Source organism: Kastovskya adunca, from assembly GCF_059505785.1.
In genome coordinates, this window is the sequence record NZ_JCACLG010000033.1 from 177,350 (window position 1) to 198,714 (window position 21,365).

Annotated in this window: 18 protein-coding genes; 6 read left to right on the forward strand and 12 right to left on the reverse strand. The window is 46.5% G+C overall.

The window, feature by feature from the left end; genetic code table 11:
* Window positions 1-88 precede the first annotated feature (88 nt).
* Window positions 89-613 (reverse strand): hypothetical protein, encoded by a 525-nt coding sequence (locus AC5JR3_RS13675; RefSeq protein ID WP_495846839.1) that lies wholly within the window; start codon window positions 611-613, stop codon window positions 89-91.
* 148 nt (window positions 614-761) lie between these two features.
* Between AC5JR3_RS13675 and AC5JR3_RS13680 the strand changes: the two genes are divergently transcribed.
* Complete coding sequence (locus tag AC5JR3_RS13680; RefSeq protein WP_495846841.1) at window positions 762-1,661, forward strand: YihY/virulence factor BrkB family protein; 900 nt, start codon at window positions 762-764, stop codon at window positions 1,659-1,661.
* A gap of 36 nt (window positions 1,662-1,697) precedes the next feature.
* A complete protein-coding gene (locus AC5JR3_RS13685; RefSeq protein WP_495846843.1) occupies window positions 1,698-2,189 on the forward strand; it encodes a DUF4112 domain-containing protein in 492 nt (163 codons plus the stop codon).
* Window positions 2,190-2,255: 66 nt separating this feature from the next.
* On the opposite strand, the gene AC5JR3_RS13690 is transcribed toward AC5JR3_RS13685, so the two are convergent.
* A complete protein-coding gene (locus AC5JR3_RS13690; protein ID WP_495846844.1) occupies window positions 2,256-3,158 on the reverse strand; it encodes a DMT family transporter in 903 nt (300 codons plus the stop codon).
* 126 nt (window positions 3,159-3,284) lie between these two features.
* Between AC5JR3_RS13690 and AC5JR3_RS13695 the strand changes: the two genes are divergently transcribed.
* Complete coding sequence (locus tag AC5JR3_RS13695) at window positions 3,285-4,142, forward strand: GNAT family N-acetyltransferase (protein WP_495846846.1); 858 nt, start codon at window positions 3,285-3,287, stop codon at window positions 4,140-4,142.
* Between the two features lie 79 nt (window positions 4,143-4,221).
* On the opposite strand, the gene AC5JR3_RS13700 is transcribed toward AC5JR3_RS13695, so the two are convergent.
* Window positions 4,222-5,013, reverse strand: coding sequence for a cobyrinic acid a,c-diamide synthase (locus tag AC5JR3_RS13700; RefSeq protein WP_495846847.1), 792 nt, complete (start codon window positions 5,011-5,013; stop codon window positions 4,222-4,224).
* Between the two features lie 391 nt (window positions 5,014-5,404).
* Between AC5JR3_RS13700 and purB the strand changes: the two genes are divergently transcribed.
* Window positions 5,405-6,700: an adenylosuccinate lyase gene (purB, locus tag AC5JR3_RS13705; protein WP_495846849.1), complete on the forward strand. Its 1,296-nt coding sequence runs from the start codon at window positions 5,405-5,407 to the stop codon at window positions 6,698-6,700.
* Between the two features lie 173 nt (window positions 6,701-6,873).
* Entirely contained in the window at window positions 6,874-8,616 is a 1,743-nt protein-coding gene (gene mutL, locus AC5JR3_RS13710) for a DNA mismatch repair endonuclease MutL (RefSeq protein ID WP_495846851.1), read from the forward strand.
* A 40-nt stretch (window positions 8,617-8,656) separates the two neighbouring features.
* On the opposite strand, the gene ubiG is transcribed toward mutL, so the two are convergent.
* Entirely contained in the window at window positions 8,657-9,442 is a 786-nt protein-coding gene (gene ubiG, locus AC5JR3_RS13715; protein ID WP_495846853.1) for a bifunctional 2-polyprenyl-6-hydroxyphenol methylase/3-demethylubiquinol 3-O-methyltransferase UbiG, read from the reverse strand.
* A 794-nt stretch (window positions 9,443-10,236) separates the two neighbouring features.
* Between ubiG and AC5JR3_RS13720 the strand changes: the two genes are divergently transcribed.
* Window positions 10,237-10,779 carry a hypothetical protein gene (locus tag AC5JR3_RS13720; protein WP_495846855.1) on the forward strand — a complete coding sequence of 181 codons (543 nt, stop codon included), beginning with the start codon at window positions 10,237-10,239 and terminating at the stop codon, window positions 10,777-10,779.
* A gap of 98 nt (window positions 10,780-10,877) precedes the next feature.
* Here AC5JR3_RS13720 and AC5JR3_RS13725 read toward each other — a convergent pair whose 3' ends face one another.
* From AC5JR3_RS13725 to AC5JR3_RS13760, 8 genes are all read right to left on the reverse strand, one after another.
* Window positions 10,878-12,602, reverse strand: a complete 1,725-nt coding sequence (locus tag AC5JR3_RS13725; RefSeq protein ID WP_495846857.1) for a helicase HerA domain-containing protein — start codon at window positions 12,600-12,602, stop codon at window positions 10,878-10,880.
* A 127-nt stretch (window positions 12,603-12,729) separates the two neighbouring features.
* A complete protein-coding gene (locus AC5JR3_RS13730) occupies window positions 12,730-13,926 on the reverse strand; it encodes an HhoA/HhoB/HtrA family serine endopeptidase (RefSeq protein WP_495846859.1) in 1,197 nt (398 codons plus the stop codon).
* Between the two features lie 135 nt (window positions 13,927-14,061).
* Window positions 14,062-15,351, reverse strand: a complete 1,290-nt coding sequence (locus tag AC5JR3_RS13735) for an O-antigen ligase family protein (RefSeq protein ID WP_495846861.1) — start codon at window positions 15,349-15,351, stop codon at window positions 14,062-14,064.
* Window positions 15,348-15,482 (reverse strand): PEP-CTERM sorting domain-containing protein, encoded by a 135-nt coding sequence (locus AC5JR3_RS13740; RefSeq protein WP_495846988.1) that lies wholly within the window; start codon window positions 15,480-15,482, stop codon window positions 15,348-15,350. The genes AC5JR3_RS13735 and AC5JR3_RS13740 overlap by 4 nt, the downstream gene beginning before the upstream one ends.
* 540 nt (window positions 15,483-16,022) lie before the next feature.
* On the reverse strand, window positions 16,023-16,742 hold the full coding sequence (locus tag AC5JR3_RS13745; protein ID WP_495846863.1) for a hypothetical protein: 720 nt from the start codon (window positions 16,740-16,742) through the stop codon (window positions 16,023-16,025).
* Between the two features lie 91 nt (window positions 16,743-16,833).
* Window positions 16,834-17,445, reverse strand: coding sequence for a hypothetical protein (locus AC5JR3_RS13750; RefSeq protein ID WP_495846865.1), 612 nt, complete (start codon window positions 17,443-17,445; stop codon window positions 16,834-16,836).
* Between the two features lie 554 nt (window positions 17,446-17,999).
* The gene (locus AC5JR3_RS13755; RefSeq protein WP_495846867.1) at window positions 18,000-18,611 is read right to left on the reverse strand and encodes a hypothetical protein; all 612 of its coding nucleotides are present in this window, start codon (window positions 18,609-18,611) and stop codon (window positions 18,000-18,002) included.
* A gap of 469 nt (window positions 18,612-19,080) precedes the next feature.
* On the reverse strand, window positions 19,081-21,246 hold the full coding sequence (locus tag AC5JR3_RS13760) for a CBS domain-containing protein (RefSeq protein ID WP_495846869.1): 2,166 nt from the start codon (window positions 21,244-21,246) through the stop codon (window positions 19,081-19,083).
* Between the last annotated feature and the right edge of the window lie 119 nt (window positions 21,247-21,365).

The window sequence follows — 21,365 nt, forward strand, 5'->3', positions numbered from 1 at the left end:
TGGCAGTGTTATTAACTGCGTCAGCGATCAAGAAGGCAAGCTATACTTTCTCGCCACTAAAAATCAACATGTTTGATCAAGCAACCGTTTAGCTTGTCTCACCTTGTCCAGGCTGATCAAGCCCAGAAACCTCACTGGAACTGCCTCCGGGTTTGTCTACGTAAGTGCCTCTTTCCTTCGCCAGTTGATCGATGGTGTCACCGATAACAGCCGTCAAGCTTTTACGAGTTTGGGAATGATTGGATTGTTCTGCTTTTAAAGCGGATAGGAGGCGATCGCGTTCTACTAATGCCTCAGTCAGTTGAGCCCGCAACTCCTCTACTGTCTCCACCTGTGATACGGTTTGAGCGATCGCGGCAGCGGCTTCAGGGTCATCGGGTGCTTTCGTGGGTGGCGCTACTTCCGCCTGTAACTGACGGATTTGGGCTTTGAGAGATTGCACTTCCTCCTGGGCAAGCCGCGTTTCAGTACGGCGTTGTTGTGCTTCGGTATTGTAAAGTTCTCGCCAATTGGCGGCACTTTCATGGGCAGCATCGCGATCGCGTATGCTATCTGCTAACTGCTGCCTCACTGCCCGGATTTGCGCTAACCACTGCGTAACGTCGTTGCTCACCCTTCAATTACTCCTCATTCGCCTTGCAAAATTCAGTTAAATCTACCTATGTGTAACTATTGGCACTGACCACTTGGTATAGATATTTTTTGATCAACTTGCCACTCTTATAATTTGCACAAAACTATTGCTATCAATAAAAAAATCTATGATTCCTGCTCGATTTTTCCGCTTCTTTCGATATTTAAATGTAGTCGCACTTAGGAGAACCTTTACGCGTGCCTTCCAGCGGCGCTTAATGGGTTTGTCCTCAGAAATAGCTTACAACGCTATGTTAGCCCTGTTTCCGGCTGTTCTGGCGATACTCACAGCGGTTGGTCTGTTTGAAGAATCCTTACAATCTACCTTTCATAACATAGCGAGTCAACTCAGTGAAATTGCCCCGGTAGATGCGTTGGATTTAATCCGTGATTTCGTTAATGAAATTAGCCAGACGAAAAGCCCGAGATTATTTTCCTTTAGCTTTTTACTGGCACTTTGGGCCGCTTCAGGAGCACTCAGTGCCGCCATGAATGCCCTCGATCAAATCCACCAAATTCCGCCCCAACAAACGCGACCCTTCTGGAAAGCAAAACTGGTTTCTCTTAGTTTAACCATTGGCACAATTTTACTCTTTGTCACTGCCTCCTTTCTCGTTTTTATCAGTGACTGGATTATAAAACTGGTTGCCGATCAAAGTGGCGTTTCGCTGTTTTTAACGCTTTGGCGACTTCTAAGCTGGCCTCTTGCTTTAGGAATTGTGGCAATTGCCTTTGCCTTTATATACCGTTATGGCCCCAGTCGCTGGAACAAGGGCATGCCAATTTTGCCAGGAGCAGTGCTAGCCGCCGTAGCCTGGGCAATTCTATCTGCCCTATTCCGACTTTATGTTGCTAATTTCGGCAATTACAACAAAGTTTATGGCACTGTTGGTGCAGTAATTGTGCTGCTACTTTGGCTATACATGAGTTCGCTTGTCCTGTTGCTGGGCGACCAACTTAACGTCACAGTTGGTGAAGCGATGCAAAAAAGCGTAGATAGAACAGCATTGAAAATAACGAAGGTATAAAAATCAAACCTTAGTTAACTAAGGACACTTCCTAAAATGACTAAACCTTCTTTTGTGCCCAGTGACCCTAGAGCGGCTAGCCTCAGGCGTCTACGTCAACTCAGTTACCTGCTCGACAATGCCATTCCTATTCCTGGAACATCGTATCGAATTGGTATTGATCCGATTTTAGGGCTGCTACCAGGAGCGGGGGATTTGGCTGGGACAGCCGCCTCTGCCTTTATTGTCGTGCAAGCTGCTCGCTGGGGGCTTCCTCGCGCTACCTTGACCCGAATGGCTCTCAATATCCTTTTTGAGACAGTAGTGGGTTCTATTCCTGTGCTGGGAGATGTGGTGGATGCAGGCTGGAAAGCCAACATGAAAAACATGGCACTGCTAGAAGCCCACCTAAATCATCCTCAAGAGAGCCGCCGGGTGGATTGGTTATTTCTGAGTTTCCTGCTGGCTGGATTGTTTTTAGTGGTAATGACGATCACCATTGTAAGTTTTATAGTTCTGAAGTTTTTAGTGCAAGCAATCAGTGGCTAGTAAGGAAGTCACAGACAATCTTAGGTCTGCTAGCAAAAGAGGCAAAATTTTTAACTTCTAGCTAAACTAACTAACTGAATTTTTCATAGGAAATGCCTGTAATAACACTACAGAAATAACAACCAACAAAGCTCCAATAACTTGTTTGGCAACCAATTGTTCACCCAAGAAAACAATCCCTAATAAAACAGTTACTACTGGCTCAATGGTAGATAAAATCGCTGTCTGGGAGGTGCCGAGGCGTTGGATTCCAGAAAATAAGGCGACAATCGGCAGCACTGTTGCTAGTAGTACTAATCCGGCTACAGTCCATAAGGCAGTGGAGCTTTCTGGCACTACTAAACCTTGTCCTAGGAAAGCCGCTCCTAGAAAGGACAGGGCAGCACCGAAGGAAAGATAAGCACTGGTTGTTACAGGCGAGACGGATCGCACTAAGCTTGCCCCGAAAGTCAGGTAGAGCGCATACCAAACCCCGCAGGCAATCCCTAGCACCACGCCAAGCGGCTTAAGGGTGGCATTGCTGAGGTCGATTGTCAGAAGACAGCCGACGAGGGCTAAACTAAGGGCAATTGTTCGCCGAAAACCTGGAGGATTGCCAGATTGTAGCCAGTCAAGAAGGGTGACAAAAGCAGGATAGGTGTAGAGTAACAGGGCTGAAACTCCGGCACTGGAATGGGCAAGGGCACTAAAGAACAGCGCGGCTTGAATAGCATACCCGACTGCGCCTAATAGAGTTGCCGCGATCGCGTCTCGTTTAGACAGTCGCCAATCTCCTCGCCACAACAACCACGCCCAAAGAACAACTGTCGCCCCTGCAAATCGCCAAGAGAGGGTGCTAGCTAAATCTAATCCTTCGCTGTAGGCAAGCTTGGCAAAGATTGCCAATGTTGCAAAACCTGTGGCAGACAGCGTAACTAGCAACACTCCCACACCGTCCGGACTTGCCTCTAACGTGCCTTCTTTCTTCAACTTCTTTGTTTTCTACTTCTCTCTCAGGATATGGAGGAAAATGAATCTGTTTATCCCTAGTTGTAAGCGGCTTCCTTGATCCCTCAATGCTCTACCAATGAAAAATGGCAATTTGTAGGAGTCAACATGAATGTGACAATTCGCTCTGCTACTGCCTCTGATATTGAAGTCTGCGGACAGATTATTTACAAAGCCTTTGCAGGAATCGCTGAACGTTATCAGTTTCCCTCTGATTTCTCGACCTTAGAATTTGCGACTCAGACAGCGGCATTTTTGATTCAGCATCCTTTAGTCTTTAGTGTAGTTGCCCTTTTAGATCATCAGGTAGTTGGAGTCAATTTCCTCGACGAACGTAATCTAATTTACGCTATTGGGCCAATCGCTGTCGCTCCAGATGCTCAAGGGCAGGGAATTGGACGGCAATTGATGAAAGCTTTACTAGAACGGGGTCAGGATTCCTTTGGCATTCGCCTCAGCCAGGATACAGTTAATCTGTCATCACTTTCTCTGTATACTTCCTTCGGCTTTGAGGCGAAAGAGCTAGCGGTGGTGCTGAGTGGAAAGCCGGAAAGCCCACCTGATCCCGCCGTTGAAGTTCGGCTTCTCAATCATTCAGATTTAGAGGCGTGTGCTGCTCTTTGCCAAAAAGTCTACGGATTTCTGCGGACTGGTGAACTAATCGAGGCTCTCGATTATTTTTCTCCCCTTGCCGTTTTCCGTTCAGGTCGCCTCACAGCCTATGCCTCGGCGGTTGCTTTTTTTGGCCACGGTGTGGCTGAAACAGAAGCAGACTTGCAGGCGTTAATCTTGGGTGCTGGAGCTAAAAGCGAGCAACCTATCTCCTTCATCGCACCTCTGCGACAGGGAAACTTCTTACGTTGGTGTTTGAAGGAGGGATTCCGTATGGTTAAGCCAATAACGTTAATGGCAATGGGTGACTATCAAGAACCACAGGAATTTTTCTTTCCCTCGGTGGCTTACTGATGCTGTGCTTAGTTTTTTCTGATGTCGTACGTACTAAGGGATTAATGCGATCGCTTGCTACCCTACAAAAAGCACGATATTAGATGAAAAGGCTTTCTTGTTCGGTAGTAAAGATATATTCGTAGTCAAAATGCAAGCATTGCGGATGTCGAATTATAGAAAATCCTAGATTCGTCACGACGTCTGTTGTGAAAGTAGCAATAACTAATTCAGTGAGCTTCTTAACTGAAACTTGCGGTTCTTGCACAAAATAATCTCGTTTAGAAAAGAATTCTTTTTCTCGGACAGGTACAACAATCCCGTTGATGCGGTGGGTGTGTTGAATAGGTTTGATATAAAGATTGGTAAATTCTTCTTGATTTCTTTGCAGCCTGTATAGCCGCTCATGCTGCAACCAACTCATTTTGAACATCATTTTGATGAGTTCAAAACCTAAGATGTAGTTAAAAACATGATTGCGTTCTTCTGTGCTGGCAATTAGTCGCAGAGCTGACTCTAAATAAACGTCAGGTTTGCGGCGAACATCTTGAGCAGAGTGAATATAAAACTGCTTGATGTAAGATCTTAAAATTGTTTCACCAAGTGCAGTTTGAATTTGAAACCGTCGGAGATGTTTTTCTACTTTTTGTTGAGTGTCACGGTCATAAATAATCCTTGAAAGTATGCCGTCTGCCGTGTACTCATCTAAAAACTCCGCCTGCACCTCTGGTGGAGCCGCGCAGATCAGATGACACAACGACAGCACGTAGCGCCGCTGCTCCCAGGGCAAGCTTTCTGCCCATTCTCTGGCTTCTGGAGGAATTTGATCGAGAATATGGTTAGCTTCTTGAAGTGCTCTAGAAACAAGGAGGTTTCTATATTCTGTGTCCATTGTGAACATAAGCCGTTGTTAGTAGGAATAAATCAGTAAATCAAGGTAGCTTGTAGAAGATTAATGGATGGTATGAATTTAAGCTGATATTTAAATGCTATGGTCTATTTTGGCACAAATCTCTAGGAATTTAAATACCGTACTTTTACGTAATTACTACAGAGTTACAAAGGTTTTTTCAGTAGTTACCCAAGTTAATTTACTGAGTTAGAGAAAGTTTGAAAGGTTTTTGAGATGTTTCTTCTAACCTCCAAACTATTAAGATAGTTTAAGAGAGACTAGCTGAACCCTTAGGTTTAGCGATCGCCAAAAGCAGTTCTCTTTCTTCTTGCTACCGATTACCTCAACCATCAGCGCTACAATATGACGGTTGTATTGGGCGATACAGGCATTGATCGAGCGTTATACTCTGCCCGAAATGGGCGAATTGTGGACTGAAACTTATAAATTAAAAACCTGGCTGCAAGTGGAAATTGCCGTTTGCGAGGCGCAAGCGGAGTTGGGTTACATCCCGTCTGAGGCGGTTGAGGAAATCAAGGCGAAGGCAAATTTCGATCCCCAGCGAGTGCTGGAAATTGAGAACGTAGTCCGCCATGACATGATTGCCTTTCTCACCAACGTCAATGAGTATGTCGGGGATGCAGGACGTTACATCCATTTAGGATTAACTAGTTCTGATGTGCTGGATACGGCGCTAGCGCTTCAGTTGGTGGCGAGTCTCGATATTTTACTGGAGCATACAGAAAAGCTGAGTCAGGCGATTCGTTACCAGGCGCAGCAGCATCGTCACACTGTGATGATTGGACGCTCCCATGGTATTCATGCTGAACCGATTACCTTTGGCTTTAAGCTGGCAGGGTGGTTGGCGGAAGTGTTGAGAAACCGCGATCGCCTCTGCCGTCTGCGCCGTGATATTGCTGTTGGCAAGATTTCCGGTGCGGTGGGAACCTACGCTAACACTGAGCCACGAGTGGAAGCGATCGCCTGTCAGAAATTGGGACTCGAACCCGATACGGCATCGACGCAAGTAATTTCCCGCGATCGCCATGCGGACTTTGTCCAAACCTTAGCGTTACTCGCCGCCTCAATCGAACGCTTTGCTGTGGAAATTCGCAACTTGCAAAGAACCGATGTCTTGGAAGTGGAAGAGTTTTTCTCTAAAGGACAAAAAGGCTCCTCCGCTATGCCACACAAGCGCAACCCGATCCGTTCTGAGCGCTTAACCGGAATGGCACGCATCATTCGCGCTCATTCAGTGGCGGCGCTAGAAAATGTTGCCCTCTGGCACGAACGGGATATTTCTCATAGTTCTGTGGAACGAGTGATTTTGCCTGATGTTTGCACCTTGACGCATTTCATGCTGGTGGAAACGATTGATTTGGTGAAGAATCTGCTGGTTTACCCAGAGAACATGAAGCGGAACATGAATCTTTACGGTGGCGTTGTCTTTAGCCAGCGAGTTTTGCTTACCTTAGTAGAAAAAGGTATCAACCGTGAAGATGCTTACGAGATCGTCCAGTCTTGCGCTCATGAAGCCTGGAATAAACCGGAAGGAGATTTCCACGGGCTGATTGCCAAAGATCAGCGGGTAGCGGCGAAACTAACGCCAGAAGAGATTGAGGAGTGCTTTAACCCACAGCACCATTTGCGACATTTAGATGAGGTGTATCAACGCTTAGGCATTTAATGAAGGGTGAAGTATGAAGTATGAAATATGAGGGGTAAGAGGTTATCGTTTTACCTCATCACCTCATCCCCCTCTCTTCTTCCAAACTCCGTGTCCTCTGTGCCTCTGTGGTTTATTAAAACTTTATTCCCTCTCCCCCGCACCCTTACTTAGGACTCAGGACTCTTTCCCTCATGACCTTTAGTATTCAAACCCTACCCTCAGAGGTCGTCAACCTCATTGCGGCAGGGGAGGTGATTGATTCCCTTGCTGCCGTGGTGCGGGAACTGGTAGAAAATGCCCTCGATGCGGGGGCGACACGCCTTGCTATTTCGATCTCACCGGAACAGTGGCGAGTGCGCGTAGCAGATAACGGTTGGGGCATGAGCTTAGGCGATTTGCGTTGCTGTGCTACGGCTCATAGTACGAGCAAAATCCGCAGCTATGAAGACTTGTGGCGGATTACGAGTCTGGGCTTTCGCGGGGAGGCATTGCACAGCTTAGCAACGCTAGCAGATTTGCAGGTATTGAGTCGTCCCCTAGTGGCAACAGAGGGGTGGCGCATCATCTACGACTCCCAAGGGGAACCTGTGGTGGAAGAAGCCGCCGCGATCGCTCCGGGTACAGTAGTCACGGTTTCTAATTTATTTGCCAACTGGGCGGCGCGGAAAGAAAAGTTACCCGCCATGGCACAACAGTTGCGGGCGGTGCAGACAACGATTTACCACATCGCTCTTTGCCATCCCAACGTTACCTGGCAAGTGCAACAACGCGATCGCCTCTGGTTCGCCATTAGTCCCGGAACAACCGCCCAGCAGATTTTGCCGCAAATTTTGCGACAGGTGCGACAGGGGGACTTGCATCACTTAGTAGTGGATGTGCCGACGCCGAGCAATAAACCGCAGGGTGGCTCTACTATGGAGCTTGACAGTTCTGAACTTGAGCAAGAAACCCTCGCCGATGCCAAACTCTCCTTGGTGATGGGATTACCCGATCGCTGTCATCGCCGCCGCCCAGATTGGGTGAAGGTGGCAGCAAATAACCGTTTAGTGCGATCGCCAGAATTAGAACAAGCGATTTTGGGGGCATTCGCCCGGACTGTTCCGCGCGATCGCTACCCGATTTGTTTTCTGCACCTCCAGCTTTGCCCTAGCCAAATTGATTGGAATCGCCATCCCAGCAAGGCAGAGATTTACCTACACGCGATCGGTTATTGGCAAGAAAAAGTTGCCCAAGCGATTGAGAAAGCCTTGCAAATTAGTCCGGCAAATTTATCAGAAGCCGTGCAATCGGAACGAGTAGTAACATTACTCAAGGCATCTGAAGAAAAAGGGAATTACAGCGTCAGCCGCAGCATCAAAGCCGAAAATACCCAAAAATCTCAGGAAATGGGGCTGATTGAATTAAAAGCGATCGCCCAAGTTCGCAATACCTACATTCTCGCTGAACATCCTACGGGAATGTGGTTAGTAGAACAGCACATTGCCCATGAGCGAGTATTGTACGAGCAATTATGCGATCGCTGGCAGATAGTTCCCCTAGAACCTCCGGCTATCCTCAGCAATCTCACACCCGCCCAAGTCGAACAACTCCAACGCCTCGGCTTAGATGTCGAACCCTTTGGTGAACAACGGTGGGCAGTCCGCAGCGCCCCGGCTCCCTTGCAAGCAGGAGATGAGTGTACCGAGGCACTTTTAGAACTGAGTTGGGGAGGCGATCTACAAACCGCACAAGTAGCAACCGCCTGTCGTAGTGCCATCCGTAACGGCACATCACTAAGTCTTCCAGAAATGCAAGACTTACTCGATCAGTGGAAACTCACGCGCAATCCCCGCACCTGTCCCCACGGACGACCGATTTATTTATCCCTAGAAGAGTCAGCGCTGGCGCGTTTCTTCAAGCGGCATTGGGTAATTGGAAAGAGTCATGGAATTTAATAGCAGTACTTAGATAGGGTGTTACACCTAACGAGAACCGCTATAACTTAACAGCTTTGCCGATGTAGCAAATAGAAGTATCCTCATTAATTTGGATTTTGAATGGTTCTGATTTTTCACCTTTTCCAGAATTGGTTAACCCGCTCCATATGACATCTTGCAGTGTTTTTAAGCTAGCGCCATTAGTCACATCAAATCCTTTAATTGCAACATCTATGAAATCAGTTCTGTTTAAGATATCAGCTAACTCATCAGGTTTAATGAATTTATTCCAGTCATGAAGTCCGCGTGGAATTTGCTTAAGAATATCCTCCAGCAGCCAAATCATCACTGCTCGGGATTTAAAGTTTCTGTTAATTGTGTCAAATAAAAATATTCCATTGCTTTTCAAAACCCTAGATATCTCAGAAACTACTCGTTCCAAGTCAGCAACGTGTTCTAAGACATCAAAACATAAAACCACATCGAATGTATTGTCCTCATAAGGAAGGTTTTCAGCATTGGCAACTCGGTAATCAATAGGCAAATGATTTTCTGTAGCGTGGGCTTGAGCGACGTTAATTGAGTTTTGAGATAGATCGATACCTGATACATTAGCTCCTCGTTTGGCTAGAGGCTCGCAGGCTAATCCTCCCCCACAACCAACATCCAAAACTCTTAGCCCTTGCCAACTACGAACATAATCAGTTACAAACTCAAATCTTGACTTATTGAAATGATCGAGTAAATTTAAAACTTCCCCTTCGTCCCACCAGGCGTCAGCGTTTAAATCATAGTATTCTAGGTCGTTTTTTTGATTATTTGCTCTTTTATATAATGTCGTCATTGCCCTTTTCCTGCTGTGATTGAATAAAAATACCGCCATCTTTAATAGTGGTCAAAATCCTAATAAACTTTCATCAAACTTTCGGTTTATTTTAAAAGTGTGTTGTTCTATACAAGACTTGACGGCTGCTTTTATAAAAACCGAACTTATGCAAATACACTACATATAGTAGGGACGTTGGCGAAACCGACGCGAAGTGCCTACGGTTCTTCGTCCCTACCCATTAGGTGTATTTGCCGAGGGGTTAATCCGGCTGTTGCTTACCCCAATTGAGGGGAGATTCTAGAAGATTTTGGGAAAAATCTAACTAAAGTATTAGACGCAGGTCTGGTTCTCCTTTCTCAACGTTCCAAAGCCTTGCGATCCCAATTTGCTAACTTTGCCCTTACCTTATAGAGGTTTGAAGGTGCTGTTTAACCCTTCCCTAGGGCAGTTCCGTAACTTGGTTACTTAGGAGTTTTGACCAGCATAGGTTTTAGCAAGAGTATCTCATTTGTATTTCTTTACTAAGATTGCTATTTAATTGAACTCTAGGTTATCCCTCTTCTGTCACTCTCCGAAAAGCCTTGCGTTTTCTGAATCCTAGAGTGTAGACGGAGCAAGCGATCGCGCAATTTTTTCTGAGTAGAAATTCTTGGAGATACGAAATTGGTCAAAATGTGATCGCCAACCCCTGCATGGCTCAGCATACCTTGTCTTTGGGAATTACTAATCCTACGAAAAACCGGAGAGTGACAGAAGAGGGTTATGTTAGGTCAGGCGATTGAGTTTAGAACTTACACTATAAAAGAAATATGGAAATTCGGTTTAGTGAATCCTTTGCCAACAAGGGGAAAGTCTATCACGCTCAATGGGGACTAAATAAGATTTTTGGAGAAGATATAGATGAACGGAAGGTAATGAATGAGCAAGAACTCATTGCTCGTTTCGATGAGGTTTGGGAAAAAACGCTAAAAAAATTTATTGAGCGGTCAAAGCCATCTAACAAAGAACAGAAAGATGCCATAGTTGAAAAACTCAAGGAAATTTCTCGAAAAAGTAAATATCAACGACAAGACTACTTTAATCACAATGACGAACATTACGAGTTTCGTCTTTATGGAATAGATGGTGTAGCTCAGTTACAAAAATTATCAGGATTTGCTGATGAATATGAGTTAAATCAACTTTGGTTCTTTTCTGCTGGAGACAAACACCCTGACTGGCTCATCATTAAGTTTGCTACAGCTAAGGAAAGAGAGCATTTTGCAGAAATAGCAAAAAGGCTGAACCAGGATGATGAAAATCTTGGCAGAGAATTAATACGTGACTTTATGAGAAAGTTTGAAAAAAGCTAGTAGCTCGTTACAGGAAAAGCCACATTGCCAAACTATATAGCTGTATGCTCCTAGGCTGACGATATGTGAGCTTAAGATGCTTAACAACTTGTTTTAACTCAAAACCCCAGATCTGCCTTTGCTGCTTCAGCCGCCGCGAAAACTTCTTCATCTGGCATTTCTTCCCAAGCCGGATCGCCAATTTCTGCGTAGAAGTTTTGGTCGTAGGGACGAGTTCTAATTACCACAGGCATAGGAACGGCGTGACCGAGAATCAAAGCTTGTTGCTTGGAGTCAAGTTTGGATAGTACAGAACGCAAACTTTGACCACCAGAGACACCTGTGAAAATCGCTTCAATATCTTTGTCGTCGTTGAGCAGGGCGGTGATGCGGGTACCTACTTGGGACATCACCTCGTTATCGATGCCGGAGGGACGCTGATCCACAACGAGGAGGGTAACGAAGTATTTCCGCATCTCACGAGCAATGATGCCGAAGATAGTTTGGCGGACGGTAGCAGTATCGAGGAATCGGTGAGCTTCTTCGATGGTGATGACGAGGGGACGGGGGCGATCGCTGGGATTTTTTGACTGCAAGAACTGTTCTGCTTTCCGCACGTAGGAGGCGTGGATGCGGCGGCTGATTACGTTCGTTGCCAACATATAGGAGAGCATGTTGGACTGGGAACCAAATTCCACTACTACATGCTTACCCGCTTCTAAGGATTGCAAAATCTGATTGACGTAGTTGTGCGGACAGGCACTCCGCATATATTTCAATTCATCTAGGCGTAGCAGTTTGCGCTGCAATGCCATGATAGAAGACTTATTGCCCCGCTTTTCTTCGCAAAATTCCTGAATTTCTTCATTCGTCATCGAGAGTAATTGCGTGATCCAGGATTTGCCGAACTCATTGCGGAGAATAATCGAGTTTTCCAGGCTTGCCTCCGACAGGTTCAGCTCCTGTCGGACTAGCATGATATCTTCAACTTCAATTTGGTCGTAGCTGAGGTAAAGTTCTTGGGCATCGCGCACACCCCGGCGTCGAGTTGATTCGGGGTCGAGGGTGTAAATCTGGACTTGTCCGGGGAATAGTTGCCGCAAGCCTTTGACGGTGCTAAATTGTTTGCCCTCGGATACAGCTTCCCAGCCATATTCGGAGTGCATATCAAAAATCAAATTCACCGCCGCTTGCTTGCGAATAATGCCAGAGAGCAAGAGACGAGTGAGGAAGGATTTCCCCGTACCGGATTTACCAAAGACGCCGTTGCTACGTTCAATGAAGCGATCGAGGTCAATGCACACGGGAACCTCCATGTCAAGAGGCTGACCGATGGCAAAGTTGCGGCGCTGGGGGTCATCTTCCCAACCAAAAACGGCTCGAAAGTCGCGATCGCTTGCCTCATAGACCTGAGAGAAGTGGCTAGGAACCGTTTTAACCGGGAGCAATTCCATGCTCTCGCTGCTTTGTGCTTGGAAGGAAGCGAGGGGGCTTTTCCCATTCCCATTCCCATCTGGTGTAGTAGCTCTGAAGGCGACGCTGGGGTCTTGGGGGGTAAACATCAGCATGGGTGAGAGGCTGACTGTACCGTAGGTGCCACTCCCCGCCAGAACCTCCCGCAAAAAGTCGTCGTTCGGATGGGGAGGGTTGGCAAGAATGCGCTGGCTAGATGTTCCTAAACAGACATCCGTGAGCATACAGAAAAAGCGCGATCGCATTCCCTGTACTACCAAAAACTTACCGACCCGCATATCTTCCACCAGCACATCTGGATGCAAGCGCACTTCCAGCCCTGAGGAGAGGGAACCTTGAATTACTGAACCAAGTGGCTTGTCTAAGTTCATGACAGAAGTTGCTCAACGATGGCAAGCCTATCTTATCGTCTCCGTTTAATTACTTAGCGCGATCGCCCAAAGCGAGTCCTAAGTTACCCTCTCGCTTGGGAGTTGAATCCGAGAAAAGCTCAATCGTTTATTCGTCTGATGGAAACGCTCCTGGACGGACTTGAATTAGCTTGACTTGATTATTGCGCTTCACTTCCAGGGGCAATTCTACGCCAACTTCACTAGCTTCAACTTGTTGTTGTACTTCCGATGCCGTTTTGACCGCTTGACCGCCCACTTTTTGAATGATATCTCCGGGTTGTAAATCGGCTTTAGCGGCAGGAGAATTTTCCTCCACACGAACAATCAACACACCTTGGTCTTGCGTCACTTTCAATGCCAAATTTTTATCAGCATTGATTTCTTTTTTCATATCAGAGGTCAACGTCACCATCTGAATCCCCAAATAGGGATGCTCAACTCGTCCTTTATCAAAGAGTTGGTTGGCAATACGTTCGGCAGTTTCGATAGGAATGGCAAAGCCTAAACCTTGGGCACCCGCTCGAATTGCCGTATTAATGCCGATTACTTCGCCACGGGCGTTTAATAAGGGACCGCCAGAATTTCCAGGGTTAATCGCGGCGTCGGTTTGAATGAAGCTGACCCGTTTTTCTGGAACCCCAACCTGAGTGCTAGAGCGACCCAAGGCACTGATAATGCCAACCGTAACTGTATTATCTAAACCGAGAGGATTACCGATGGCGATCGCCCATTCTCCGGGTATCAGACTTTCTGATTTGCCCAGATTGACCGTCGGTAAATCACTGGCATCAATCTTAATGACTGCCACATCAGTCACCGAGTCAGTCCCCACAACTTTTCCGTCAAAAACTCGCCCATCTTTGAGCCGGACTTTGACCGTATCCGCTCCAGCAATAACATGGGCATTGGTAATCATTCGCCCATCTTCGCTGAGGATAAAACCGGAACCCGTCCCCTTCTCTACCCGTTCTTCAGGCGCTTCTGGGGCATCACTACCAAAAAAGCGCCGGAAAAATGGATTTTTAAAGGCTTCGGGAATTTGTTGTGGTGATATTGTCCGCGCTGCATCAATTCTCACAACAGCAGGGCCCACCTTTTCTACAGCAGCGGCAATAAAGTTAAGATTTTCGTCAGGATCGCGACGGGGAGCTACCGGGGCAGGTTGTAACACCGCTTGTACTGCCTCAGGACGTCTCGCATACAGCGGCTCCTCCATGAGATAGCGACCCCCTAAAACTCCTGCGCCACCGCCCAAGCCTAGCAAGGTCAGATAAATAGCCAGTTGCTTCACGGATAAACTCATGGTATTCGGCTTCAACGATAGCTTTCGGTTATTCTTTCCACTGTAATCAAAAATGTTCGAGAAAGACCAGTCTTACTTGCCCTTGCTAGACAAATTGTCGTTATCCTGGTTTGGTTTCAGGTCTTTTTTGGTTTATTACCCGACAACCTTCTTACTTACTCCCCAGAAACTAAGCGCCCACCAAGCGAGATGGGTGAACTGGGCGCATTCAAACCAAGTGAGGGTGAAGACGAGATAAACAACTGCTACCGCCTCCATGCCACGGAAAGGGGAATTGATAACACCCCAAACACACAATCCCAACAGCGTCAAGTAGGTCAACATCCCCAAAACGCCCGCAGAGACAGTCGCATCCAAAATCAGATTGTGGGCTTTCACCGTTGGGATAGGAAGCGCGTATAGCCGTCCATCTTTGCCAACATAGTCAAAACTAAAGTTACCCAAAGAAACAACATTGAGCGATCGCTTCGGGTTCAATACATAGGGATAAGCCGTACCAAAGCCATCAAACCCCCATCCCAGGAGTGGACGCGAACTGATGCCACGCCAAGACAGTTCCCACAGATAAACCCGGTCTGAGGTGACTTGTTTAATTGCGGGCAAACCAGCAATTTGTCGGGTAGTAGTTGTAATCCCAACCACAAGCAGACAAACCAAAGCCGCAGAAATTAATAGCTTGTAGTATTTCCTGCCTAACAGGTACGCCAAAGCTACCAACAGCGCCACAATTCCCATCCGAGTCTGAGTCAGCAGCAGTGCTGAGATAATCGGGATGAGAATTGCGGTCATTACTTTTCCAGAAAACCAACCCCATCGCCAAGCAACCACCCCTAGCACTGCCACTGCTGCTAATACAAAAGATGCATGACCGCGATGGGAATACAAACCAATCGGCTGCTGACCTCGGAATATGGTACTAGCCAGGATATTTTCTTTCAGGAGTTGACCCGTTGTCGCGGTGTAGTCAATTCTCCAGTCGATGAGTTGGGGGAAAATGCTTATCGCCAGAATCACCCCACCGAGGAGTAAACCGATAAGTTGCGGACGCAGTAGTTCTGGGTGAATTCTTAGTAGTAGGGTATTGCTCAGAGTAAAGGCGGCAATGATTAGCCAATACAACCAGCCATCGCCCATTTGCTCTTGACCGAGAAAAGAGCGTAGTGGGAAAGGGCTGTATAGCGTTGCCAGTAGTCCAATAGAGAGAAATAGCCCCCATAGAAGTAGGCTGATATACCAGCTACGGGGTATCGTCAAAGCTTTCCTTTCTTCCCACCACTCCGACCACCAAATCAGTGAGAAGTTCGCGATAACAATGAGTACAATTACCAAGACCTTGGGCGTCGTCCAGATTTCGCCTCGGCTTGTGCCCCAAGGATTGATGAGAAGGAGGCTGAGGGCAAATAGCAGGGTGTAGAAACTCTTCATTGAGATGACCCCGACTTGCCCTTTAAGAGCGACCTAACACCCCAAAAACCCAGGGCAAAAAGACCAAAGATAGAACTCGGCTCAGGAACCGACTCCGGTTCAGGGGATTCCGACTCAGAAAACGGACGCATTTTGAAGCTTGCTACCTCATTATTGAATCCTAGCCGAATAGGAAAAGCTGTTGGTCCTTCCAGAGGAAATAAGGAATTAATGCTACCAATCTTGAAGCTTGGAACTCCCTCACCAAACAAGGAAACAAAATCTACACTAGTTCCAGGGCTAAACTCGCCAAGGATGGTGTCTCCCACTGAAACGGTAAAAAGATTATCTGTATCGATGTCATTGGGAAAATCAAGAATATCAGTAAACAGTGTGTCTCCAAGCGCCTGAAATTCAACTCCGTAAGTTGTTGGTGGATCGTACCAAAGACAGTTAGGAACATTCTGGAAGACTTGCCAACCTTGCTCGATTGCAGATGCCAGTAGGGGATTTTGCTGCGTCAGCCCCTCAGCACCGAAACCGCCACCCCCGCTACCACCAGCGCTAACTGGAGGGGGAGCAGAACGTGGACAACGGCGATGAGTTACTCTATTTTTCCAGCCCCATCTGACCCCGTTGTAAATCGTGACTGTCCTTTTCTCGCTTCCCGGAGTTATAGTCTCCTGAACCAGCTATAGTTGGGCATTGAAGTATCTAGAGCTGCGAGCATTACTTCTCCCTGAAGCGTATGCTTGATCCATCAAGAAATCTTCGCCTGCAAAACGGAAGTTGGGATAGTCATAGTAGGGAGTGTCTTTCCTTCTGCCATTGTCGATGACAACAACAGGAAAACCAGGAAGAGTACCCTTGTAGTTAGCTTGCACCATCTGAATCCAGTGGAGTTTTCTTTCACTTGGTCTTGGATCGTTGCCTGCTGGATGGTACTTTACATGAAAAAGAGAGCCGACTCCACGGTAAATTCCCCTTAGGATGGGTCTTATCGGTGTACTAGCGCCGCCACACCCATCGTCATAACCGCAAGCCTCATTAGTTACGATCTCAAAGTTACCCTCTAAGTCCTCTTGTGCAATCTCAAAATCCCAGCCAAACAAGCCTAGTTCAGACGTAAGAGACCATAAACTCAGATTTCGTAGAAACTCCCCCGTCCCACCTCGTTTGATCGGAGTAATAGCACCAACTTCATCATTCCATGTAGCAGGGTCCCACCATAGTCTCGTATCCAGCACTGTCTCGCCCAGAAGATTATCTACCTCGTAAGGAGACTCTTTTCTATAGAATTCACTGGCATTAGCTCCTCCGGGTATGACGGTAAATGCAACACTTGCCCGACCAGTTAAAGCAGCGAGCAAGGCAGACGCTAGGAAGATTAGGGGATAGTGTCGTAATAGCATTTTTGTAGCTCCTCAATGTATCAGGTTTCAAAGGAATAGCAACCTTAGGGTGAAATTCAGGTGGAAATTACAATTGTGATTCAACTTCAGTTCATGATTTGACCAAGCAGAACTCCACAAAGGGTGTAGGTACGTGCCCTGTCCAGAGTTCTTCTATTAAGGTCTTATCTGTACTTGCAGAGCCATAACTCGTTTCTACCGAGTTTGGATTGTTATAGGTAAAACGAAACTGATACGTTCCCAGTTTGAGAGGTTGAAAACTTACTGTGCCGCCATTTCCAGTAGCAAGGCTAAGTCCAAACTGGTTGCCCCAAAGCCAAAAGATTCTTGCATCAGGAAAAAATGTTGCACTCTCTCCAGCCATAATGGAAGGAAAATCAGATTCTATGGGAGCTGTGGTACTAAACCATCCACCCTCCAATGGGATTTGACCATCTACTCCTATAAGTTCCGGGCTTAAGGTGAAATAGAAGCTAAAGCGAAGGGGTGTTGAGGTGTTATTGGTTATACGAAGACCAATCTGCACAGAAACGGACGGGTAGGGGTGTTGGGGTAATGTCGGTGATAAACATTGCAGTACATATAGGAGTTTCTGCACAACGTTTTTTTTCGGTATGCTCAACACTCGCTCTGGTACTACAGTTTCAAACCGAATCCCATCCACTTCAACGGCATTGCTGTCACTTGATTGCTCTGATGACATAGAAAGCTACCCTCTCAAAAACTACATCTTCATCTACCGTTAATTCTCATCAATTCACCTACTACCAACAAGCAACATGAGAGGTCATGCTCTCAAAAAGCCAGGAAATTTATCTGATGACTAAAAATTAATTCCTGCTTGTAGTAATTCAGAACCCAAAATTTACTGAATATTTGAGCGTGAGATTATCAAGGAATTATGAATTAGTGGCATCATTTATCTAAAGCGAGATAAGTATCCTTGCTTTCAAGTTGGCGTTACCTCAAGGTTTAAGCTTCTCTTTTGCCTGAATCTCAGTAGCTACTGAGGCGCTGCAAACAAGTATTAAGGTTTGTTTACAGATATCAGATTTCTTGATGAGATTTGCTTTTGAGGTAACTAAGATGCCAGCCAATGTGGCGTGACAGTTATTTCCAGCAAGAGAGCAAGCTGAACAAAAGCAAATAGTAGAAGTTGAGAGTTTGTGCTTTTGGGTTTAGGCGATCGCCAATCTTACCGCTTCTAACGCTTCATTGAGATGACCCCGACTTGCCCTTTAAGAGCGACCTAATAAATCAAGACTTGATTATGTAAAACTCTACAAAAGGGGTAGTAAATACGCCTAACCAAAGCCCTTTGATTAACTTTTCCTGTTCAGTAACATAGTCATATACGGTTACCTCTGGGTCTTGGTTGCTATAGATAAACCGAAATTGATATATCCCTAGCCTGAGAGGTTTAAATGTCAAAGTGCGCTCGCTGTCGATAGCCATGTTCAGGCTAAATTGGTTGCCCCAAATCTCATAAATTTGAGAATCAGGAAAGAAAACTTTACTCTCCCCTGGCATGATGAATAAAAAATCAGAGTCTCTAAGAAATCCGGGGCGAAACCAGGAAGCATCAAATTCTATTTGACCCTTAGCTCCTACAAGTTCTGGAATCCAAGTCTGAAAAAAGCGAAAGTTATAAGGGATTGAGGTGTTATTAGTTATACGAAGACCAATCTGTACGGAAACAGACGGGGAGGGGTGTTGAGGTAGTGTCGGTGATAGACATTGCAATACATATAGAAGTTTCTGCACAACGTTTTTTTTCGGTACGCTCAACACTTGCTCTGGTAATACAGTTTCAAACTCAATGCCATCCACTTCAACGGCATTGCTGTTGCTTGATTGTCCTGATGTCATGGAAAGTGACCCTCTCAAAAATCACATCTTTACATACCATCAATTCTCATAAATTTCCTTCCTTAAGAACAGGAACTACTTCAGCCAGATTTTTATCTTCACTCTTAAATTGCTTTGGTGAAGATCAATCTAGGCTCTGGCTGGAGTTACTACAAACCAGAAATCTATTGAAGGGTTGAGCGTGGAATTATCAAGAGAGTGTGAACCAATAGCTCGCTTTCTAAAATTTGGGAAGTAATGATGAACTTCACGTTGGCGTGGCACCAGTGTTGAAGCTTTGAAGCGGCATAAATTTCTGTAGCGACTGAAGGCTACAGAGAAGTGTCAAGGTTTGTTGACAAATTTCTATTAGGAGAATTGCTTTTGAGGTAACCAAGATGCCAGCCAATGTGGAGTGACAGTTTTTCTCAGCAAGAGAGCAAGCTGAACAAAAGCAAGTAGTAGAAGTTGAGAGTTTGTGCTTTTGGGCTTAGGCGATCGCAAATCTTGCTACTTGCTGTTGTTGCCGGATTGGAATCTCCACAACGAACTCCGTCCCCTCTCCCGGCGCAGAAACACACTGTATCTGCCCACCATGCTTTTCTACGATAATCTGATAGCTAATCGACAAACCCAACCCTGTCCCTTTGCCGACAGTTTTGGTTGTGAAAAACGGGTCAAACAAACGCCGATGAACCGTTTCCGTCATTCCAGAGCCATTATCCGCAACCCGGATTAAAATGCTCAACCCATCCGTTGAGACATTAGTGGAGATACGAATAGTTTGTTGTTTGTCCGTTGTGCGTTGTCTCTTGTGGGTTGTTTTGCCCTTGACGATTGACAACTGACTCATCGCCACTGACTCATCTAGCGCATCAATCGCATTGCTCAATAGATGCATGAACACCTGATTGAGTTGCCCTGCATAACACTCCACAAGGGGAAGTTCCCCATATTCTTTAACAATCTGAATCTCTGGGCGATCGCTACGTCCTTTGAGCTGATTTTGCACAATTAATAACGTACTTTCCAAACCCTCATGCAGATTTACGGATTTCATCTCCGCTTCATCCAGTCGGGAGAAATTCCGTAGGGAAAGCACCAAATCGCGAATCCGGTCAGCCCCTCCCTTCATCGAACTCAACAGCTTTGGCAGGTCAGTCTTGACAAAGTCCAAATCAATCTTTTCCGCAGCTTGCTGAACCTCTCGCACGGGCTGTGGATAATGTTGGGCATAGAGTTTCAAAAGCTGCATGATGTCCTGGACATACTCACGCGCGTAGGCAAGATTGCCGTAGATGAAATTAATTGGATTATTAATTTCGTGCGCTACCCCCGCCACCAATTGACCAAGAGAAGACATTTTTTCTGTCTGAATCAGTTGCATCTGGTAGGAATGCAACTCGTGCAGCGCCTGCTCTAGTTGGCTGGCTTTTTGGCGAAGTTTTGATTCACTCCCCCGCAGCGCCGCCTCTACCTGCTGACGCTCTAACAGGTCTTGGTGAAGTTGGGCATTCGCCGCTCTCAGTTGTGCCGTCCGTTCCTCTACTTGTTGTTTTAGTTCATCATGCGCCTGCAACAAGGCTAACTCCGCTCGCTGACGCTCTAAAATCTCATGGCGCAAGCACTCATTTGTGGCTTCGATCTCTGAGGTTCGCTCTTCCACCGCCTGCTGCAACACCTCAATGACATCGTACATATCAGCGGGGTTCAGTACTTGCAGCAGACTCGTTTGGGAGACAATACCGATCAGTTCTCCCTGAGACCCGGCAACAACTAGACGCCGGACGTGACGGCGGTGCATCTCTTCATGAGCCTGCCATAGAGGATTAGACGGCTGAAGGCAAAATAAGGGTGTACTCATCACCGTAGCCGCAGGCGTCCGCTGCAAATCCAGTTCTAATGCCTGAAACTGTACAATGTCTCGCTCGGTGACGATGCCGACGGGAATTGGTGAAGTGGGATTGGAAAGAGAGTGTTGAGTACTGAGTGCTGAGTCTGTTGTTCCCTGGTTCCCCGGCTCCTCTTGAGTAATCACAATACAGCTCACCTGATGGTCGGTCATGAGCTGCGCCAGCTTCAGAACAGAGGCAGTTGTCGGTGCATGAATGACTTGGGTTGTCATCACGTCTTCCACATACCGCAACCGTGTCAGTAAGTTGACAGGTTGCAAGCTTTTGCGAATGCTTTCGTGGGTGACCACTCCTAGAGGTCGTCCCTGGTCGTCCAGAATCGGCAGGTGGCGAATCCGATGCTGGCGGAATAAAGACAATGCAGTGAAAATATCTTGTGCTTGGGAGTGCTTTAGGGTAGTGGGCGGGTAGGTGACAATATCAGATATCTCAACTTCTCCTAAAGAAATGCCCGCCGCTGTCATCCGCACGATATCCCGCTCGGTGAACACCCCTAGCAGTTGAGACCCTTGCATGACTAAGACACAGTCACCGTTACATTTTGAAGCTTCTATCGTTTCACTTTCGTGATGGTTGAGCTGTGGTGACTGCAAATTCTCCGTTGGCAATACACAGCTACTGCGAACCCGACTCATTAGAGCCAACACTTCAATTAAAGGAGTATCTGCTCCCACGCTCAAAAACTGAGAGTCAATTGCAGGATCTAAAGATAAAGAGTGAAGAGGCAGACCTTTTTCTGGCATGGGTCCCGCCTGGGAATACCAAGTATGTTAATGCCCGCTATTGTAAGCGGCAATGCCCTATTTTGTGATTAATCCTTAGACTCTGTAATAAATTAGTACATTACGGTATCAATCGTTAC